The organism is Pseudomonas sp. AL 58 (assembly GCF_036348395.1).
GTDB classification, from domain to species: Bacteria; Pseudomonadota; Gammaproteobacteria; order Pseudomonadales; family Pseudomonadaceae; genus Aquipseudomonas; species Aquipseudomonas defluvii.
In genome coordinates, this window is record NZ_JAZBQR010000010.1 from 102126 (window position 1) to 117006 (window position 14881).

A 14881-nucleotide genomic window follows, 5' to 3' on the forward strand; every position below is an offset into this window, starting at 1 on the left:
TATCGCGGGCAGGCCCGGCTCCCACAGGCTGGCACGGGCTCTGTTGGAGCAGGCTTGCCTGCGATAGCTTTGGCGGGGTGCCAGTGGGGGCGCGGTGCTTGCATCGTTGGCAAGCCAACTCCCACAGGTTGCTCGGTCTGTGTTGGAGCAGGCTTGCCTGCGATGGCTTCGGTCAGTTGCGCTTGAGCCCGTAATGCTCGTCGAGCATGCCTGGGGCGTTTGGCGTCTTCGGTGCGTAGTCTTTCGGTGCTTCCTGATCGCGAGGAGGCGTCAGGCGCTCGCGAGGTGCCTGTGGTGTCTCGGCGTGCAGTGAGGCCAGCAGGCGTTGACGGGTGAGTTCGTCCAGGGCCAGGCGGTTGGCGCCTTCGGCCAGGTGGTCCTGAACATCCTGATAGCTTTGCGTGAGCTTTTTAACCAGCGCTGCAGTGCTGTTGAAGTGGGTGACCACTTCGTTCTGATAACTGTCGAAGCGTTCCTGGATGTCGTCCAGTTGCCGCTGGGTGCTGCTCGGCGCGGCATTGGGCAGCAGGCGGGCGACCAGGAAACCAACGACGACACCTACTGCCAGGGCCAGGGTCGGCAACAACCAAACTAAGAGCGAGAGTTCCACGAGTCCTTCCTCTATAAACGGCTTTGCTTTACGTTAACGGCTCGGACCTGCGCTGTATACCGCGAACTATCGCAAATATCTCAGACAGAATCATTCAGCTAGACGAGTCGACCCTTTCCGAGGTCACGGAGTTCTTCCTTGCTTATCCGCGAAACCCCCGTATTCATCGATGGCCCGGTTGGCCAGCTCGAAGCCTTGTACCTCGATGTGGCCGACGCCCGTGGCGTGGCCTTGCTCTGCCACCCTAACCCCGTTCAGGGCGGTACCATGCTCAACAAGGTGGTTTCCACCTTGCAGCGTACGGCGCGTGATGCGGGCTACATCACTTTACGCTTCAATTATCGCGGCGTCGGTGCCAGCGCTGGCAGCCATGACATGGGCAGTGGTGAAGTCGATGACGCTCAGGCGGTGGCCGCCTGGGTGCGTGAAAAACATCCTGAATTGCCATTGACGTTGTTTGGCTTCTCGTTCGGTGGCTTTGTTGCGGCCAGCCTTGGCGGTCGTCTGGAGGCTGCTGGCGTGCCGCTGGCCCGGCTGTTCATGGTGGCCCCGGCGGTCATGCGCCTGAGCGCCAATGACGTGTTGCCGCAGGGCTGCCCGCTGATCGTGATTCAGCCAGATACCGATGAAGTGGTTGCGCCGCAGTTGGTCTATGACTGGTCTGCTGCACTGTCGCGCCCCCATGAGCTGCTGAAAGTGGCAGAATGCGGACACTTTTTTCATGGCAAGCTGACCGACCTCAAGGATCTGGTGCTGCCGCGCCTTTCGAACTGATACAAGCCTGATAAGCGATTACCCATGACCACTCGTATCCTTACCGGTATCACCACCACGGGCACGCCCCACCTGGGCAACTACGCCGGTGCCATCCGCCCGGCGATCCTGGCCAGCCGCCAGGACAATGTCGACTCGTTCTACTTTCTGGCCGACTACCACGCCCTGATCAAGTGCGATGACCCGCAGCGTATCCAGCGCTCGCGCCTCGAAATCGCGGCGACCTGGCTGGCCGGTGGTCTGGATCCTGAGCGGGTCACGTTCTACCGTCAGTCCGATATCCCTGAAATTCCAGAGCTGACCTGGCTGCTGACCTGTGTCGCTGCCAAGGGCCTGCTCAACCGCGCCCATGCCTACAAAGCGTCCGTGGACAAGAACCTGGAAAACGGTGAAGACCCGGATGCGGGAATCAGCATGGGCCTGTACAGCTACCCGGTGCTGATGGCTGCCGACATCCTGATGTTCAACGCGCACAAGGTGCCGGTGGGCCGTGACCAGATTCAACACGTGGAAATGGCGCGTGATATCGGTCAGCGTTTCAACCACCTGTTCGGTCAGGGCAAGGAGTTCTTTGTCATGCCCGAAGCCCTGATCGAGGAGAGCGTGGCGACTCTGCCAGGCCTCGACGGGCGCAAGATGTCCAAGAGCTACGACAACACCATTCCGCTTTTCAGCAGTGCCAAGGAGATGAAAGACGCGATCTCGCGCATCGTCACCGACTCGCGTGCACCAGGGGAAGCGAAGGATCCGGACAACGCCCACCTGTTCACCCTGTTCCAGGCATTCGCTACGCCGGACCAGGCGGCAGAGTTCCGCACTGAACTGCTGCAGGGCTTGGGCTGGGGCGAGGCCAAGCAGCGCCTGTTCCAGTTGCTCGATGGCCAGTTGAGCGAGGCGCGTGAGCGCTACCATCAGTTGATCGCGCGACCTGCTGACCTGGAAGATATCCTCCTGGCCGGCGCACAGAAGGCACGTAAGGTTGCTACGCCGTTCCTTGAGCAACTGCGTGAAGCGGTTGGCTTGCGCTCGTTCCGCAACATCGTGCAGGGGCCTGTCGAGGTCAAGAAAAAGGCTGCCAAGGCAGCGCGCTTCGTCAGTTTCCGTGAAGATGGCGGCAGCTTCCGTTTCCGTCTGCTGGCCGCTGATGGTGAGCAACTGCTGCTGTCGCGTCACTTTGCCGACGGCAAGACTGCCGGTGCCGTGACCAAGCAACTGCAGCAGGGGCAAGCACTGGATGTACGCAGTGAAGGCCTGGGCTTCAGCCTCTGGCTGGAAGGCGAATGTGTCGCCGATGGCCCGCAGTTCAGCGACGCGGCGGCTCGCGATGCGGCCATTGAGAGCTTGCGCGTGGCCTTGCAGCCACAACAGGACTAAACAGGCTATCGGAAGTCTGATTGCCAATAACCGGGGCCGTCGCTACAGTGACGGCCCGCTTTTGTTGCCTTGCTAACGAATTATGACGCCCCTAGAACGATATCAAGCAGATCTGAAACGTCCCGAATTCTTCCATGACGCGGCGCAGGAAACAGCGGTGCGTCACCTCCAGCGCCTGTACGACGATTTGATCGCGGCGCAGAACAGCAAGCCAGGCGTGTTTGGCAAACTGTTTGGCAAGAAAGAGCAGGTACCTGTCAAAGGCCTGTATTTCTGGGGTGGGGTAGGGCGGGGCAAGACCTACCTGGTCGATACCTTCTTCGAGGCGCTACCGTTCAAGCAGAAGGTGCGTACGCACTTCCACCGCTTCATGAAGCGGGTCCACGAGGAAATGAAAACCCTCAAGGGCGAGAAAAACCCGCTGACGATCATTGCCAAGCGTTTCTCTGAAGAGGCGCGGGTGATCTGCTTCGACGAGTTCTTCGTTTCCGACATTACCGACGCGATGATCCTCGGTACCCTGATGGAAGAACTGTTCAAGAACGGCGTTACGCTGGTGGCAACGTCCAACATCGTCCCCGATGGCCTGTACAAGGACGGTCTGCAGCGTGCGCGTTTCCTCCCGGCCATTGCCCTGATCAAGCAGAACACCGAGATCGTCAACGTCGACAGTGGCGTCGACTACCGTCTGCGTCACCTGGAGCAGGCCGAGCTGTTCCATTACCCACTCGATGAGGCCGCTCACGAGAGCCTGCGCAAGAGTTTCCGCGCCCTGACGCCGGAATGCACCCAGGCTGTTGAGAATGACGTGCTGGTCATCGAGAACCGGGAAATTCGTGCGTTGCGTACCTGTGACGACGTGGCCTGGTTCGACTTCCGCGAGCTGTGTGATGGGCCGCGTAGCCAGAACGATTACATCGAGTTGGGCAAGATCTTCCATGCCGTGCTGCTCAGTGGTGTCGAGCAGATGGGCGTGGCGACCGACGACATCGCTCGCCGCTTCATCAACATGGTCGATGAGTTCTACGATCGGAACGTGAAGCTGATCATCTCTGCCGAGGTCGAACTGAAGGACCTGTATACCGGCGGGCGCTTGAGTTTCGAGTTCCAGCGTACCCTGAGCCGCTTGCTTGAGATGCAGTCCCACGAGTTCCTGGCGCGGGCGCATCGTCCTTAAGCCGCGTTATGCCCGTCTGGCAAAGCCTGCCCTCGCGCTGAGCACCCTGTGCTGCGCGAGGCAGGCCTGCCTGTGATGCGGTCGCTCAAGCTTCTTGCATGAACTGCTGGCGGTACTGGTTTGGTGACAGTGCCGTGTGCTGGCGGAACAGTCGTGCGAAGAAGCTCGCATCGTCATACCCCACCTCATAGCTGATCGTCTTGATGCTCTTGCGCGTACCGGACAGCAAGCCCTTGGCTGTTTCGATCCGCAAACGCTGCAGATAGTGCAGCGGCTTGTCACCCGTGGCGCCCTGGAAGCGACGCATGAAATTGCGAATGCTCATGCCGTGGTTGCGGGCCACGTCCTCAAAGCGAAACTTGTCAGCGAAGTGTTCTTCGAGCCATTGCTGGATTTGCAGGATGATCAGGTCCTGATGCAGTTTCTGCCCGCCAAAACCCATGCGTCCCGGCGTGTAGCTGCGCTGTACTTCGTAAAGGATGTCGCGGGACACTGCCTGGGCCACGTTGGCGCCGCAGAAGCGTTCGATCAGGTAGATGTAGAGATCGCAGGCTGAGGTAGGGCCGCCTGCGCAGTACAGGTTGTCGGCATCGGTCAGGTGCTTGTCCTGGTTAAGGCTGACCTTGGGGAAGCGTTCGGCGAAGGTGTTGAAAAAGCGCCAGTAGGTGGTGGCCTCCTTGCCGTCGAGCAGCCCGGCCTCGGCCAGCCAGAACACCCCGCTGGCTTCACCGCAGAGGACGGCGCCAGCAGCATGTTGCTCGCGTAGCCAGGGCAGGATCTGCGGGTAGCGCTGACACAGGGCATCGAAGTCATCCCAGAACGCCGGCAGGATGATGATATCGGCCTGTTCCAGGCCGCCGTCTACCGGTATCAGCACATCGCTAAAGCTGTTCACCGGGTTGCCGTCGGGGCTGACCAGGCGTGTTTCAAACATGGGTTTGAGGCCCAGTCCCAGTTGCTTGCTATACCGCAGGCTGGCCAGATGGAAGAAGTCCTTGGCCTGCATCAGGGTTGAAGCGAACACCTTATCGATGGCCAGAATGCTGACGCGCCGCAGCGACGCGGAGGGTTGGGTAAAGATCATTTCGTTATTCTTATAGGGGAAAGTGGTCAATCACCGGCTGGATCGTCTTATTTTTTGCCGGTGATGTCTACCCTGCGTACCCGCGTTTGCCGCGGGTACGCTACTGCCCTTCAAGGTGCAGGGTTGGGTTGGTCCTGATGGATGGCTTCGATGCTGGCCAGCAGCTCATCACTCAGCTTGAGTTCAAGGCTGCCCAGGTTGCTCTCCAGTTGTTCCAGTGACGTGGCGCCAATGATGTTGCTGGTGACAAAGGGCTGCTGGGTGACGAACGCCAAGGCCATTTGTGCCGGGTCCAGGCCATGCTCGCGGGCCAGCGTCACATAACGGCTGCAGGCCGCTACGGTCTGTGGGTTGGAGTAGCGAGAGAAGCGGCTGAACAGCGTCAGGCGACCCTTGGCAGGGCGAGCACCGTTCTCGTATTTGCCCGAGAGCATGCCAAAGGCCAGTGGCGAATAGGCTAGCAAGCCGCACTGTTCGCGGATGGCAATTTCCGCCAGGCCGACTTCAAAGCTGCGGTTGAGCAGGTTGTAGGGGTTCTGTATCGATACAGCCCTCGACCAGCCGCGGCTTTCTGCCAGTTGCAGGAACTTCATGGTGCCCCACGGAGTTTCGTTGGACAGGCCGATGTGGCGGATCTTGCCGGCCTTGACCTGTTCGTCGAGGACTTCCAGGGTTTCTTCCAGCGGCGTGAAGTGGTCATGAGGCAGGTGCTGGTAGCCCAGCTTGCCGAAAAAGTTGGTGCTGCGCTCTGGCCAGTGCAGTTGGTAAAGGTCGATCCAGTCGGTCTGCAGGCGCTTGAGGCTGTCGTCGAGTGCAGCAACGATGTGTTGGCGGTTGTGTTTCAGCTGGCCGTCGCGAATGTGGCTGATGCCATTGCCCGGGCCGGCCACCTTGCTGGCGAGAACCCAGTCGGCGCGGTCACCGTGCTGCTTGAACCAATTACCGATGATTTGCTCGGTGGCGGCATAGGTTTCCGGGCGTGGGGGCACGGGGTACATTTCTGCCGTGTCGATGAAGTTGATGCCGGCTGCCTTGGCTCGCTCGATCTGGGCGAAGGCTTCGGCCTGGCTGTTCTGCTCGCCCCAGGTCATGGTGCCCAGGCACAGAGCGCTTACGTTCAGGTCACTGCGGCCCAGTTGACGGTAGTCCATTTGCATCTCCCAAGGCAAAAGAAGCATAAAAGCAGGTTGAATTTTTTTTCGCAATCTGGATAATTCAGCCCCTCTCTGTGCTGCGGAAGTGATGCCCCGCGTACCGAAGAACCCTGCCGAATATTGGACGCGCTGACCCGAGCCCCCGATAGCGTCCGTGTGCGGCTGTGTCCTTGACTTGTCAAGGTGCGCACTATCCAGTAAGATCTGCCGTCTTATTTTCGCTGGGCGGCCTCTGAGGCTATAAAGAATGAAAACTTTTACTGCTAAACCGGAAACAGTAAAGCGCGACTGGTTCGTAGTTGACGCCGCTGGTCAGACCCTGGGTCGTCTGGCTACCGAAATCGCTAGCCGTCTGCGTGGCAAGCACAAACCAGAATACACCCCTCACGTTGACACCGGCGACTACATCGTCGTTATCAATGCCGAGCAGGTGCGTGTGACTGGCGCCAAAACTTCGGACAAAATGTACTACTCCCACTCCGGCTTCCCGGGCGGTATCAAGGAAATCAACTTCGAGAAGTTGATCGCCAAGGCCCCAGAGCGCGTGATCGAGACCGCGGTTAAAGGCATGCTGCCTAAGAACCCACTGGGTCGCGACATGTACCGTAAGCTGAAAGTCTATGCGGGCGCTACTCACCCTCATACTGCTCAGCAGCCCCAAGAACTGAAGATTTAACGGAATAGTTCATTATGTCGGCGACTCAAAATTACGGCACTGGCCGTCGCAAGACCGCAACCGCTCGCGTTTTCCTGCGTCCGGGCACTGGCAACATCTCCATCAACAACCGTTCTCTCGAGACGTTCTTCGGTCGTGAAACCGCGCGCATGGTCGTTCGCCAGCCGCTGGAACTGACTGAAACCACCGAGAAGTTCGACATCTACGTCACCGTTATCGGTGGTGGTGTCAGCGGTCAAGCCGGTGCTATCCGTCACGGTATCACTCGCGCTCTGATGGACTACGACGAAACCCTGCGTAGCGCTCTGCGTCGCGCTGGCTACGTCACCCGCGATGCTCGTGAAGTCGAGCGTAAGAAAGTGGGTCTGCGTAAAGCACGTAAGCGTCCGCAATACTCGAAGCGTTAATTCGCTACAGTATTCAAAAAAAGCCCAGTTCCAGGTGGAACTGGGCTTTTTTTATGTCTTGAATACATGAGTCGGACTTTGGTGTGACAACTTGCCGCATAGATGCAAGTCAAGCACTGCAAGGGGTCCAAGGTTTTGGCCGGGCTAATCACCTTGTCAGAGCAGGGTCTTTTAATTACCATTCGGCAAATTTTTACGCAGTTCAGAAATTATTTAGTAGATGCCTGTTGCAACAGGCCACAAAGCTGATGGGAGAGGACTGAATGAGCAATGACGGCGTCAATGCAGGCCGGCGTCGCTTCCTAGTAGCAGCCACGTCTGTGGTAGGTGCTGCTGGAGCGGTGGGGGCTGCGGTCCCGTTCGTGGGGTCATGGTTCCCCAGTGCCAAGGCGAAAGCCGCAGGTGCACCGGTGAAAGTCAATATCGCCAAGATCGAGCCAGGTCAGCAGCTAATCGCTGAGTGGCGCGGCCAGCCCGTGTTCGTCGTTCGCCGTACAGAAGAAATTCTGGGCAACCTGAAAAAGATTGCCGGCGACCTCTCTGACCCTGAATCCAAGGCATCGGTTCAGCCGGCTTACGTCGATCCGTCGAATCGTTCGATCAAGCCTGAAATTCTTGTGCTGGTTGGCCTTTGCACGCATTTGGGTTGCTCCCCGACGTTCCGCCCAGAAGTGGCGCCGGTCGATCTGGGGCCGAAGTGGGTGGGTGGCTATTTCTGCCCTTGCCACGGCTCCCACTACGATTTGGCGGGTCGGGTCTACAAGTCTCAGCCAGCGCCGCTCAATCTGCCGGTGCCGCCGTACTCTTATGAGTCGGACGACATCATTGTCGTCGGTGTCGATCAGGAGAAAGCGTGATGAGTAAGTTCATGGATTGGGTTGATGCGCGCTTCCCCGCGACCAAGATGTGGGAAGACCATCTCAGCAAGTACTACGCACCGAAGAATTTCAACTTCTTCTATTTCTTTGGCTCCCTGGCGCTGCTGGTGCTGGTTAACCAGATCGTCACGGGCGTCTGGCTGACCATGAGCTTCACGCCGTCGGCGGAAGAGGCCTTCGCCTCCGTCGAATACATCATGCGTGACGTTGAATACGGCTGGGTGCTGCGTTACCTGCACTCTACCGGTGCATCGGCGTTTTTCGTCGTTGTCTATCTGCACATGTTCCGCGGTTTGCTCTACGGCTCTTACCAGAAGCCGCGTGAGCTGGTGTGGATCTTCGGTATGCTGATCTACCTGGCGCTGATGGCCGAGGCCTTCATGGGTTACCTGCTGCCGTGGGGCCAGATGTCCTACTGGGGTGCCCAGGTGATCATCTCGCTGTTCGGTGCGATCCCGGTCATCGGTGATGACCTCACCCAATGGATTCGTGGTGACTACCTGATCTCCGGTATTACCCTGAACCGCTTCTTCGCCTTGCACGTGATTGCCCTGCCAATCGTGATTCTGGGTCTGGTAGTGCTGCACATTCTGGCGCTGCACGAAGTAGGTTCGAACAACCCGGATGGTGTCGACATCAAGAAGCTGAAAGATGAGAACGGTGTTCCGCTCGACGGCATTCCTTTCCATCCGTACTACACCGTCAAGGATATCGTCGGTGTCGTGGTCTTCCTGTTCGTCTTCTGTCTGATCGTGTTCTTCTTCCCGGAAATGGGCGGTTACTTCCTCGAGAAGCCGAACTTCGAGCAGGCGAACGCCTTCAAGACACCTGCGCACATTGCGCCTGTATGGTACTTCACGCCGTTCTACGCGATTCTGCGTGCCGTCCCTGACAAGCTGCTTGGTGTCGTAGCCATGGGTGCCGCCATTGCCGTGCTGTTCGTGCTGCCTTGGCTTGACCGTAGCCCGGTCAAATCGATGCGCTACAAAGGCTGGCTGAGCAAGATCTGGCTGGTGGTGTTCTGCATTTCGTTCGTGATCCTGGGCGTGCTGGGTGTTCTGGCGCCGACTCCGGGTCGTACCTTACTGTCGCAGGTATGTACCTTCCTGTACTTCGCCTACTTCATTCTGATGCCGTTCTATACCAGGCTCGAGAAGACCAAACCGGTTCCGGAAAGGGTGACTGGCTGATGAAAAAGCTATTTGCAGTATTGATTCTGGCAGTGATGCCTTCGTTGACCTTTGCTGCCGGTGGTGAAACCGTCGAGCTGCAGAAGGTTGATATCGATCTGACTGACAAGGCCGCTCTGCAGGACGGTGCGCGCACCTTTGCAAACTATTGCATGGGTTGCCACGGCGCCAAGTTCCAGCGTTACGAGCGCGTTGCCGATGACCTCGGTATCCCGCACGAGCTGATGCTCGAGAAGCTGGTGTTCACCGGTGCCAAGATCGGTGATCACATGAAAGTCGGCATGCAGCCCAACGATGCCAAGGCCTGGTTCGGCGCCGCGCCGCCTGACCTGACCCTGGTTGCCCGGGTGCGTGGTACTGACTGGCTCTACAGCTACCTGCATGGCTTCTATGAGGACAAGGCGCGTCCTTGGGGTGTGAACAACACCGTGTTCCCTAACGTGGGCATGCCTAACGTGCTGGTAGGGTTGCAGGGTCGGCAGGTCATCGGTTGCAAGCAGGTCCAGATCGTCACTGACGGCAAGAAGCAATTCGACCCGCTGACCGGTACGCCGTTGACCCATGAGGCGTGTGACCAGCTGACCATCGTGCCGAAATCCGGTACCCTGAACGAAGAGCAGTTCGACGAGAAGGTCAAGAACCTGGTGACCTTCCTGGCGTACTCGGCCAACCCGGTCAAACTGGAAAGCCAGCGCATCGGTACTTACGTGCTGCTGTACCTGGCCTTCTTCTTCGTATTCGCTTACCTGCTCAAGCGCGAATACTGGAAGGACGTGCACTGATCACGCAGTAGTTTCTGGTAGTTGAACGCGCCCTGGGGCGCCTCTGCAACGCAGGGGTGTCCGCAGGGCGCGTTTGCATTTGTACCATTCATAATTACATTCGCGAGGAGGATCACCATGGGCGTGACCAACCGGTTAGCCTGCTACTCCGACCCCGCTGACCACTATTCTCATCGGGTACGCCTTGTTCTCGCCGAGAAGGGGGTCAGTGTCCAGATCATTGATGTGCCTGCCGGTCAGCAGCCGGCAAAGCTGATTGAAGTGAACCCTTACGGCAGTCTGCCGACACTGGTTGATCGCGATCTGGCGTTGTTTGAGTCGACCGTGGTGATGGAGTACCTCGACGAGCGTTATCCGCACCCGCCCTTGCTGCCGGTGTATCCGGTAGCCCGAGCCAACAGCCGGTTGCTGATACACCGCATCCAGCGCGACTGGTGTGGGTTGGTTGATCTGATTCTTGATCCGCGCAGCAAGGACAGCGCGCGCGCTCAGGCGCGCAAAGAGCTGCGAGAGAGCCTTACTGGCGTTTCTCCGCTGTTTGCTGAAAAACCTTGTTTCTTGAGCGAGGAGCAAAGTCTGGTCGACTGTTGTCTACTGCCCATACTCTGGCGTTTGCCGGTGTTGGGTATTGAATTGCCGCGGCCGGCAAAACCGTTGCTGGACTACATGGAGCGCCAGTTCGCTCGTGAAGCTTTCCAGGCGAGCCTGTCCGCTGCTGAACGTGAAATGCGTTAGGTTTTAAGGAGCCGTTTATGAACTCCAGTCGCCCTTATTTGGTGCGTGCGTTGTATGAGTGGATCGTGGACAACGATTGCACGCCGCATATGTTGGTCAATGCCGAGTACCCGGCGGTACAGGTGCCGCAAGGCTTTGCCAGTGATGGTCAGATCGTCTTGAACATTTCGCCCAGTGCCGTGCGTCATTTGCACATGGATAACGAGGCCGTGAGCTTCGAGGGTCGCTTTGGTGGCGTTGCGCATACCCTCTACGTGCCCACAGGTGCGATTCTGGGCATTTACGCTCGAGAGAATGGTCAGGGTATGGTGTTCGAGCTTGAGCCGCCTCTGGTGGACGACGACGAGCTTGAGGGGGAGGATGAATCGGGCGATGACACCGACAATCCACCGCCGCGCCCAAGTGGCCGGCCTAGCTTGAAAGTGGTCAAGTAACAAAAAAGGCGATCCAGGTGGATCGCCTTTTTTGTGCGCGATGCCCGGAGTCCGGGCAGTCGATGGTGCGTCAGGCTGTGGATCAGTCGATGTACTCGAACAGCTTGACGATCTTCTGTACCCCGGACACACCCTGAACCAGACTGGTTGCGCGTGCGGCCTCTTGCTGGGTCATGAGGCCGAGGAGGTAGACGATACCGTTCTCGGTGATCACCTTGATGCGCGAACCGGGTATGTTGGCATCGGCCAGCATCTGGGTTTTGATCTTGGTGGTCAGCCAGGTGTCATTGTTGCGGGCGAGCAGCGAAGAGGGCTGGATGACCTGCAGTTCGTTATGCACCTTCTTGACGCGTTGAACCTGGCTTGCGGCCTGTTCGGCGAGGCTCTTGAGGTCGGCGCGGGGGGTCTGGCCCGCCAGCAGCACGATACCGTTGTAGCTGCTTACGACAATGTGCGAATTCTTGTCCAGGTCGGGACTGGCCTTGGCGACGTTCACCGCCACCTTGGTTTCGATCAGTGAGTCGTCAATCTTGCTGCCGAGTGTGCGCGTGCCGCGATCATCCTCGATCGGGGCTTCGCGGCTTGCGCTAATTACCGAGCTGCAACCGGCATTCAGGCCGAGGCACAAGGTCAGGGCCATCAGGCCCAGGCGTTTTGCGGTCATTCTTCACTCCCAAACAATTGGCTGTCGATCAGATCGCAGAGACAGTGGATCGCCAGCAGGTGGACTTCCTGGATGCGTGCGGTGACGTCGGCCGGGACACGAATCTCGACGTCCTCTGGCAGCAACAACGAAGCCATGCCGCCTCCGTCGCGCCCAGTCAGAGCTACGACAATCATTTCGCGATCATGTGCGGCCTGGATCGCTTGAATAATGTTTGCCGAGTTGCCGCTGGTCGAAATTGCCAGCAGCACATCGCCGGGTTGGCCAAGGGCACGGATCTGCTTGGAGAACACCTCGTTGTAGCTGTAATCGTTTGCGATCGAGGTGATGGTCGAGCTATCGGTCGTCAGGGCGATCGCTGGCAGGCTTGGGCGTTCACGTTCGAAGCGGTTCAGCAGTTCCGAGGAAAAGTGCTGGGCGTCGCCGGCCGACCCACCGTTGCCGCATGCGAGCATCTTGCCCTCATTAAGCAGGGCATTGACCATCACCTGGCTGGCTTGCTCGATGTGAGGTGCAAGGACGTCCATCGCCTGTTGCTTGGTGTTGATGCTGGCCTGGAAAAGCTGGCGAATTCGGGATTGCATGTCCATCAGTGTGACCTTAAGTGGGGCGGCTGGCCGGGCGCGTCGGGAAGCCGGATACCCCGGCACATGACTGTGCAGCCCGTGAAGCAAAGAGCAAATTGAGTTCGGTGGGTAAACGATGCATTGCCAGGCGCTGGCTTAGCATTCGAAGGCATTTTTCAGCCATTCGAGTGCTTGCCCTGCATGGCCGCGACCTTGCAGGGCAATGACATCGAATCGGCAAGGGTGCCTGGCCCATCGTGCTTCCTGTTGCAGAAAATGTTCGGCGGCCAGCGCCAGTTTTTCCTGCTTGCGGGCATCGATACTGCCGAGTGCGCCGCCGAAGCTTGCGTGCAGCCGGTAACGAACTTCGACGAATACTACTGTATCGCTGTCGAGCATGACCAGATCAAGCTCACCGCGTTTGCATCGCCAGTTCTGCGCCAGCAGGTGCAGACCTTGTCCCTGAAGGTACTGCAGGGCCTGCTGTTCGGCGGCTTGGCCGGCCTTCTGGCGCGAACTGTCGGGCATTAGCGTGGTGTATCGGGCAAGCGTTTGACCTGGCCGGCGGAGAACTCCGCCCAGGGCAGTTGGCGTTCGATGCGCTGGCTCTGGCCCATGCTCAGGCTGCCGGAGAAGCCTTCGATACGGGTGTCTGGCAGTGCCTTGAGCTGGCTCAGGCGAGGCGCGAGGCTGTAGGCATCAATACCCATGGCATAAAGACGACCCAGGCTGCCGCCGGCTTGTGGCCATTGGCGAACGACCTGTTGACGCAGCGAATTGCCGGTATCGAGCAGCCATGGGGTTTCGCAGAAGCGAATGCCGTTCATGTCGTTGTACTGGTTGACGTCGCCTGAAGCGCTGTACAGGTGCGAGGTTGCGTACACGGGTACGTCGCCGGCGTACTGGAAGTTCAGGGTCGGCTTGATTTGCTGGGCCTGCTGCGGGGTGGCAGCGAGGAAAATGAAGTCGATGTCCTGGCGGCGTGACGGTTGTGCCGAGACGTTACCGCCGACCGTGCTCTGCAGGCTCTTCGCGCGGCCTTCGCTTTGGCGCAGTTGGAACAGCTCAGCGATTTGCTGGGCGAGGGCCACAGGCTGGTCGATATGCTCGGCTGCGATCAGGGTGCCGCCTTTGGCTTCCCAGTCCTGACGGAAGGCCTTGAGTACGCGGTCGCCCCATTCGCCACGTGGCACCAGGGCTGCAGCGCGGCGCATGCCATCGGCATGGGCGCGGCGGGACACTTCACGTGCTTCGTCTTCGGCGGCCAGGCCGAACTGGAACAGTTGTGGTGGGTTGCCTTGGCCGACGTCGCTGTAGTTCAGGGCGAGGGTTGTGATAGGCAGTTGGGTGCGGGTGCTCAGTTGTTTGACCAGTGGCTTTTCCAGCGGGCCGATGACCAGTTGTACGCCGGCAGCCTGTGCCTGGCGATAGAAGTCATCCAGGGATGTCAGGCGCGAGCTGTCGAACACCTGGATTGCAGGTGGTTGCTGGCCGGCTTGCTGGGCTTGCAGGTGTGCAGCCATGAAGCCGTCACGCAGGGCGCGGGCTACCGATGCCAGCTGACCTTCCTGCGGCAGCAGCAGGGCAATTTTGGTCAATGGCTGACTGGCCAGTTGCTTGAGTTTTACCAATGGCAGCGGCAGTTGCAGGGCAGCAGGGTGTTCGCTGTGTTGGCCGCGCCAGGTTTCGATGGCGACCTGTTGCTGTTCCAGCGTGCCTGCGTTTTTCACGGCCAGCGCCAGGCTGGCCCAGCCGGCCAAGGGGTCGCTACCCATGCTGACGCTCTGCAGTTGCTCGCTCGGCAGGGCGGAAACCAGGCTCCAGATGGCTTCGTGGTTGGCGTTGGCTGCGTTGCCCGCGAGCAATGGTGCCAACTGAACACGCTCCTGGGCAGCCGCCAGGGTTTGGCCGTCGGCCTCAAGGGCGGCGGCGCGCACGCTGTAGGTACGAGCCTGTTGCTCCTTCGGCAGTTCGCTCAGGCGGGCCAGGCTGGGGTGGCTCAGGGCGCTGAGTGCAGCTTTGGGCTGATTACGGCTCATCGCCAGTTCGGCGCTCAAGGTGCTGGCAAAGACCTGTTGTGCGGGCTTGAGTGATTCCAGCGGCACCTGCTCAAGAATCTGCGAGGCACGTGCGTTGTCTTTTTGCGTGTGAGCCAAGTCTGCCGCGCTCAGGCGCAACAGTGCGGCTTTTTCCGGTGTCTTGCTGGTGGCGGCCTGGTCGAGCAGTTGCTCGATGCTGGCATCTGGAGTGCGTGGCAACTCGCCCAGGCTTGATGAGGGCGAACTGGCGCAGGCTGCCAGCAGGGCAGCGAGACAGAGGGCTGAGAGCAGCCGCAGGCTAGCGATCATGTAAATGTCCTGTTACTCGATCAAATTA

Annotated in this window: 17 protein-coding genes; 10 read left to right on the forward strand and 7 right to left on the reverse strand. The window is 59.0% G+C overall.

Annotation, left to right across the window (positions count from 1 at the left end; genetic code table 11):
• Positions 1-172 precede the first annotated feature (172 nt).
• A complete protein-coding gene (locus UIA24_RS12980) occupies positions 173-610 on the reverse strand; it encodes a YhcB family protein (protein WP_330523015.1) in 438 nt (145 codons plus the stop codon).
• Between the two features lie 138 nt (positions 611-748).
• Between UIA24_RS12980 and UIA24_RS12985 the strand changes: the two genes are divergently transcribed.
• From UIA24_RS12985 to zapE, 3 genes are all read left to right on the forward strand, one after another.
• Entirely contained in the window at positions 749-1384 is a 636-nt protein-coding gene (locus UIA24_RS12985; RefSeq protein WP_330523016.1) for an alpha/beta hydrolase, read from the forward strand.
• Positions 1385-1408: 24 nt separating this feature from the next.
• Positions 1409-2758 carry a tryptophan--tRNA ligase gene (locus tag UIA24_RS12990; protein ID WP_330523017.1) on the forward strand — a complete coding sequence of 450 codons (1350 nt, stop codon included), beginning with the start codon at positions 1409-1411 and terminating at the stop codon, positions 2756-2758.
• An 82-nt stretch (positions 2759-2840) separates the two neighbouring features.
• Positions 2841-3935: a cell division protein ZapE gene (gene zapE / locus UIA24_RS12995; protein WP_099775729.1), complete on the forward strand. Its 1095-nt coding sequence runs from the start codon at positions 2841-2843 to the stop codon at positions 3933-3935.
• Positions 3936-4020: 85 nt separating this feature from the next.
• Here the strand turns inward: zapE and UIA24_RS13000 are convergent, their stop codons facing one another.
• Both UIA24_RS13000 and UIA24_RS13005 read right to left on the reverse strand, forming a co-directional pair.
• Positions 4021-4917 carry a GlxA family transcriptional regulator gene (locus tag UIA24_RS13000; RefSeq protein WP_176717467.1) on the reverse strand — a complete coding sequence of 299 codons (897 nt, stop codon included), beginning with the start codon at positions 4915-4917 and terminating at the stop codon, positions 4021-4023.
• Between the two features lie 212 nt (positions 4918-5129).
• On the reverse strand, positions 5130-6170 hold the full coding sequence (locus tag UIA24_RS13005) for an NADP(H)-dependent aldo-keto reductase (protein WP_099775728.1): 1041 nt from the start codon (positions 6168-6170) through the stop codon (positions 5130-5132).
• A gap of 250 nt (positions 6171-6420) precedes the next feature.
• Between UIA24_RS13005 and rplM the strand changes: the two genes are divergently transcribed.
• The 7 genes from rplM to UIA24_RS13040 all read left to right on the forward strand — a co-directional run bounded on the left by rplM (position 6421) and on the right by UIA24_RS13040 (position 11275).
• A complete protein-coding gene (rplM, locus tag UIA24_RS13010; protein WP_009404632.1) occupies positions 6421-6849 on the forward strand; it encodes a 50S ribosomal protein L13 in 429 nt (142 codons plus the stop codon).
• Between the two features lie 14 nt (positions 6850-6863).
• Positions 6864-7256, forward strand: coding sequence for a 30S ribosomal protein S9 (rpsI, locus tag UIA24_RS13015; protein ID WP_065761287.1), 393 nt, complete (start codon positions 6864-6866; stop codon positions 7254-7256).
• 263 nt (positions 7257-7519) lie between these two features.
• Complete coding sequence (gene petA, locus UIA24_RS13020; RefSeq protein ID WP_065761951.1) at positions 7520-8113, forward strand: ubiquinol-cytochrome c reductase iron-sulfur subunit; 594 nt, start codon at positions 7520-7522, stop codon at positions 8111-8113.
• The gene (locus UIA24_RS13025) at positions 8113-9324 is read left to right on the forward strand and encodes a cytochrome b (protein ID WP_065761950.1); all 1212 of its coding nucleotides are present in this window, start codon (positions 8113-8115) and stop codon (positions 9322-9324) included. The genes petA and UIA24_RS13025 overlap by 1 nt, the downstream gene beginning before the upstream one ends.
• Positions 9324-10106 (forward strand): cytochrome c1, encoded by a 783-nt coding sequence (locus tag UIA24_RS13030; protein ID WP_065761949.1) that lies wholly within the window; start codon positions 9324-9326, stop codon positions 10104-10106. Before UIA24_RS13025 ends, UIA24_RS13030 begins: the two co-directional genes overlap by 1 nt.
• A gap of 117 nt (positions 10107-10223) precedes the next feature.
• Positions 10224-10841, forward strand: a complete 618-nt coding sequence (locus UIA24_RS13035) for a glutathione S-transferase N-terminal domain-containing protein (RefSeq protein WP_065761948.1) — start codon at positions 10224-10226, stop codon at positions 10839-10841.
• A gap of 17 nt (positions 10842-10858) precedes the next feature.
• The gene (locus UIA24_RS13040) at positions 10859-11275 is read left to right on the forward strand and encodes a ClpXP protease specificity-enhancing factor (RefSeq protein WP_065761947.1); all 417 of its coding nucleotides are present in this window, start codon (positions 10859-10861) and stop codon (positions 11273-11275) included.
• Between the two features lie 82 nt (positions 11276-11357).
• On the opposite strand, the gene UIA24_RS13045 is transcribed toward UIA24_RS13040, so the two are convergent.
• The 4 genes from UIA24_RS13045 to UIA24_RS13060 form a co-directional block, all read right to left on the reverse strand.
• Positions 11358-11939, reverse strand: a complete 582-nt coding sequence (locus UIA24_RS13045; protein WP_065758901.1) for a BON domain-containing protein — start codon at positions 11937-11939, stop codon at positions 11358-11360.
• A complete protein-coding gene (locus tag UIA24_RS13050) occupies positions 11936-12529 on the reverse strand; it encodes a phosphoheptose isomerase (protein ID WP_065758902.1) in 594 nt (197 codons plus the stop codon). Before UIA24_RS13050 ends, UIA24_RS13045 begins: the two co-directional genes overlap by 4 nt.
• A gap of 132 nt (positions 12530-12661) precedes the next feature.
• Positions 12662-13033, reverse strand: a complete 372-nt coding sequence (locus UIA24_RS13055) for a YraN family protein (protein ID WP_065758903.1) — start codon at positions 13031-13033, stop codon at positions 12662-12664.
• Complete coding sequence (locus UIA24_RS13060; protein ID WP_330523019.1) at positions 13033-14853, reverse strand: penicillin-binding protein activator; 1821 nt, start codon at positions 14851-14853, stop codon at positions 13033-13035. Before UIA24_RS13060 ends, UIA24_RS13055 begins: the two co-directional genes overlap by 1 nt.
• Positions 14854-14881 lie beyond the last annotated feature (28 nt).

Coding starts and splice junctions, on each gene's coding strand:
- UIA24_RS12990 (WP_330523017.1), top strand. CDS start 1,409: ATGACCACTCGTATCCTTACCGGTATCACCACCACGGGCACGCCCCAC.
- zapE (WP_099775729.1), top strand. CDS start 2,841: ATGACGCCCCTAGAACGATATCAAGCAGATCTGAAACGTCCCGAATTC.
- UIA24_RS13005 (WP_099775728.1), bottom strand. CDS start 6,170: ATGGACTACCGTCAACTGGGCCGCAGTGACCTGAACGTAAGCGCTCTG.
- rplM (WP_009404632.1), top strand. CDS start 6,421: ATGAAAACTTTTACTGCTAAACCGGAAACAGTAAAGCGCGACTGGTTC.
- rpsI (WP_065761287.1), top strand. CDS start 6,864: ATGTCGGCGACTCAAAATTACGGCACTGGCCGTCGCAAGACCGCAACC.
- petA (WP_065761951.1), top strand. CDS start 7,520: ATGAGCAATGACGGCGTCAATGCAGGCCGGCGTCGCTTCCTAGTAGCA.
- UIA24_RS13025 (WP_065761950.1), top strand. CDS start 8,113: ATGAGTAAGTTCATGGATTGGGTTGATGCGCGCTTCCCCGCGACCAAG.
- UIA24_RS13030 (WP_065761949.1), top strand. CDS start 9,324: ATGAAAAAGCTATTTGCAGTATTGATTCTGGCAGTGATGCCTTCGTTG.
- UIA24_RS13035 (WP_065761948.1), top strand. CDS start 10,224: ATGGGCGTGACCAACCGGTTAGCCTGCTACTCCGACCCCGCTGACCAC.
- UIA24_RS13040 (WP_065761947.1), top strand. CDS start 10,859: ATGAACTCCAGTCGCCCTTATTTGGTGCGTGCGTTGTATGAGTGGATC.
- UIA24_RS13045 (WP_065758901.1), bottom strand. CDS start 11,939: ATGACCGCAAAACGCCTGGGCCTGATGGCCCTGACCTTGTGCCTCGGC.
- UIA24_RS13050 (WP_065758902.1), bottom strand. CDS start 12,529: ATGGACATGCAATCCCGAATTCGCCAGCTTTTCCAGGCCAGCATCAAC.
- UIA24_RS13055 (WP_065758903.1), bottom strand. CDS start 13,033: ATGCCCGACAGTTCGCGCCAGAAGGCCGGCCAAGCCGCCGAACAGCAG.
- UIA24_RS13060 (WP_330523019.1), bottom strand. CDS start 14,853: ATGATCGCTAGCCTGCGGCTGCTCTCAGCCCTCTGTCTCGCTGCCCTG.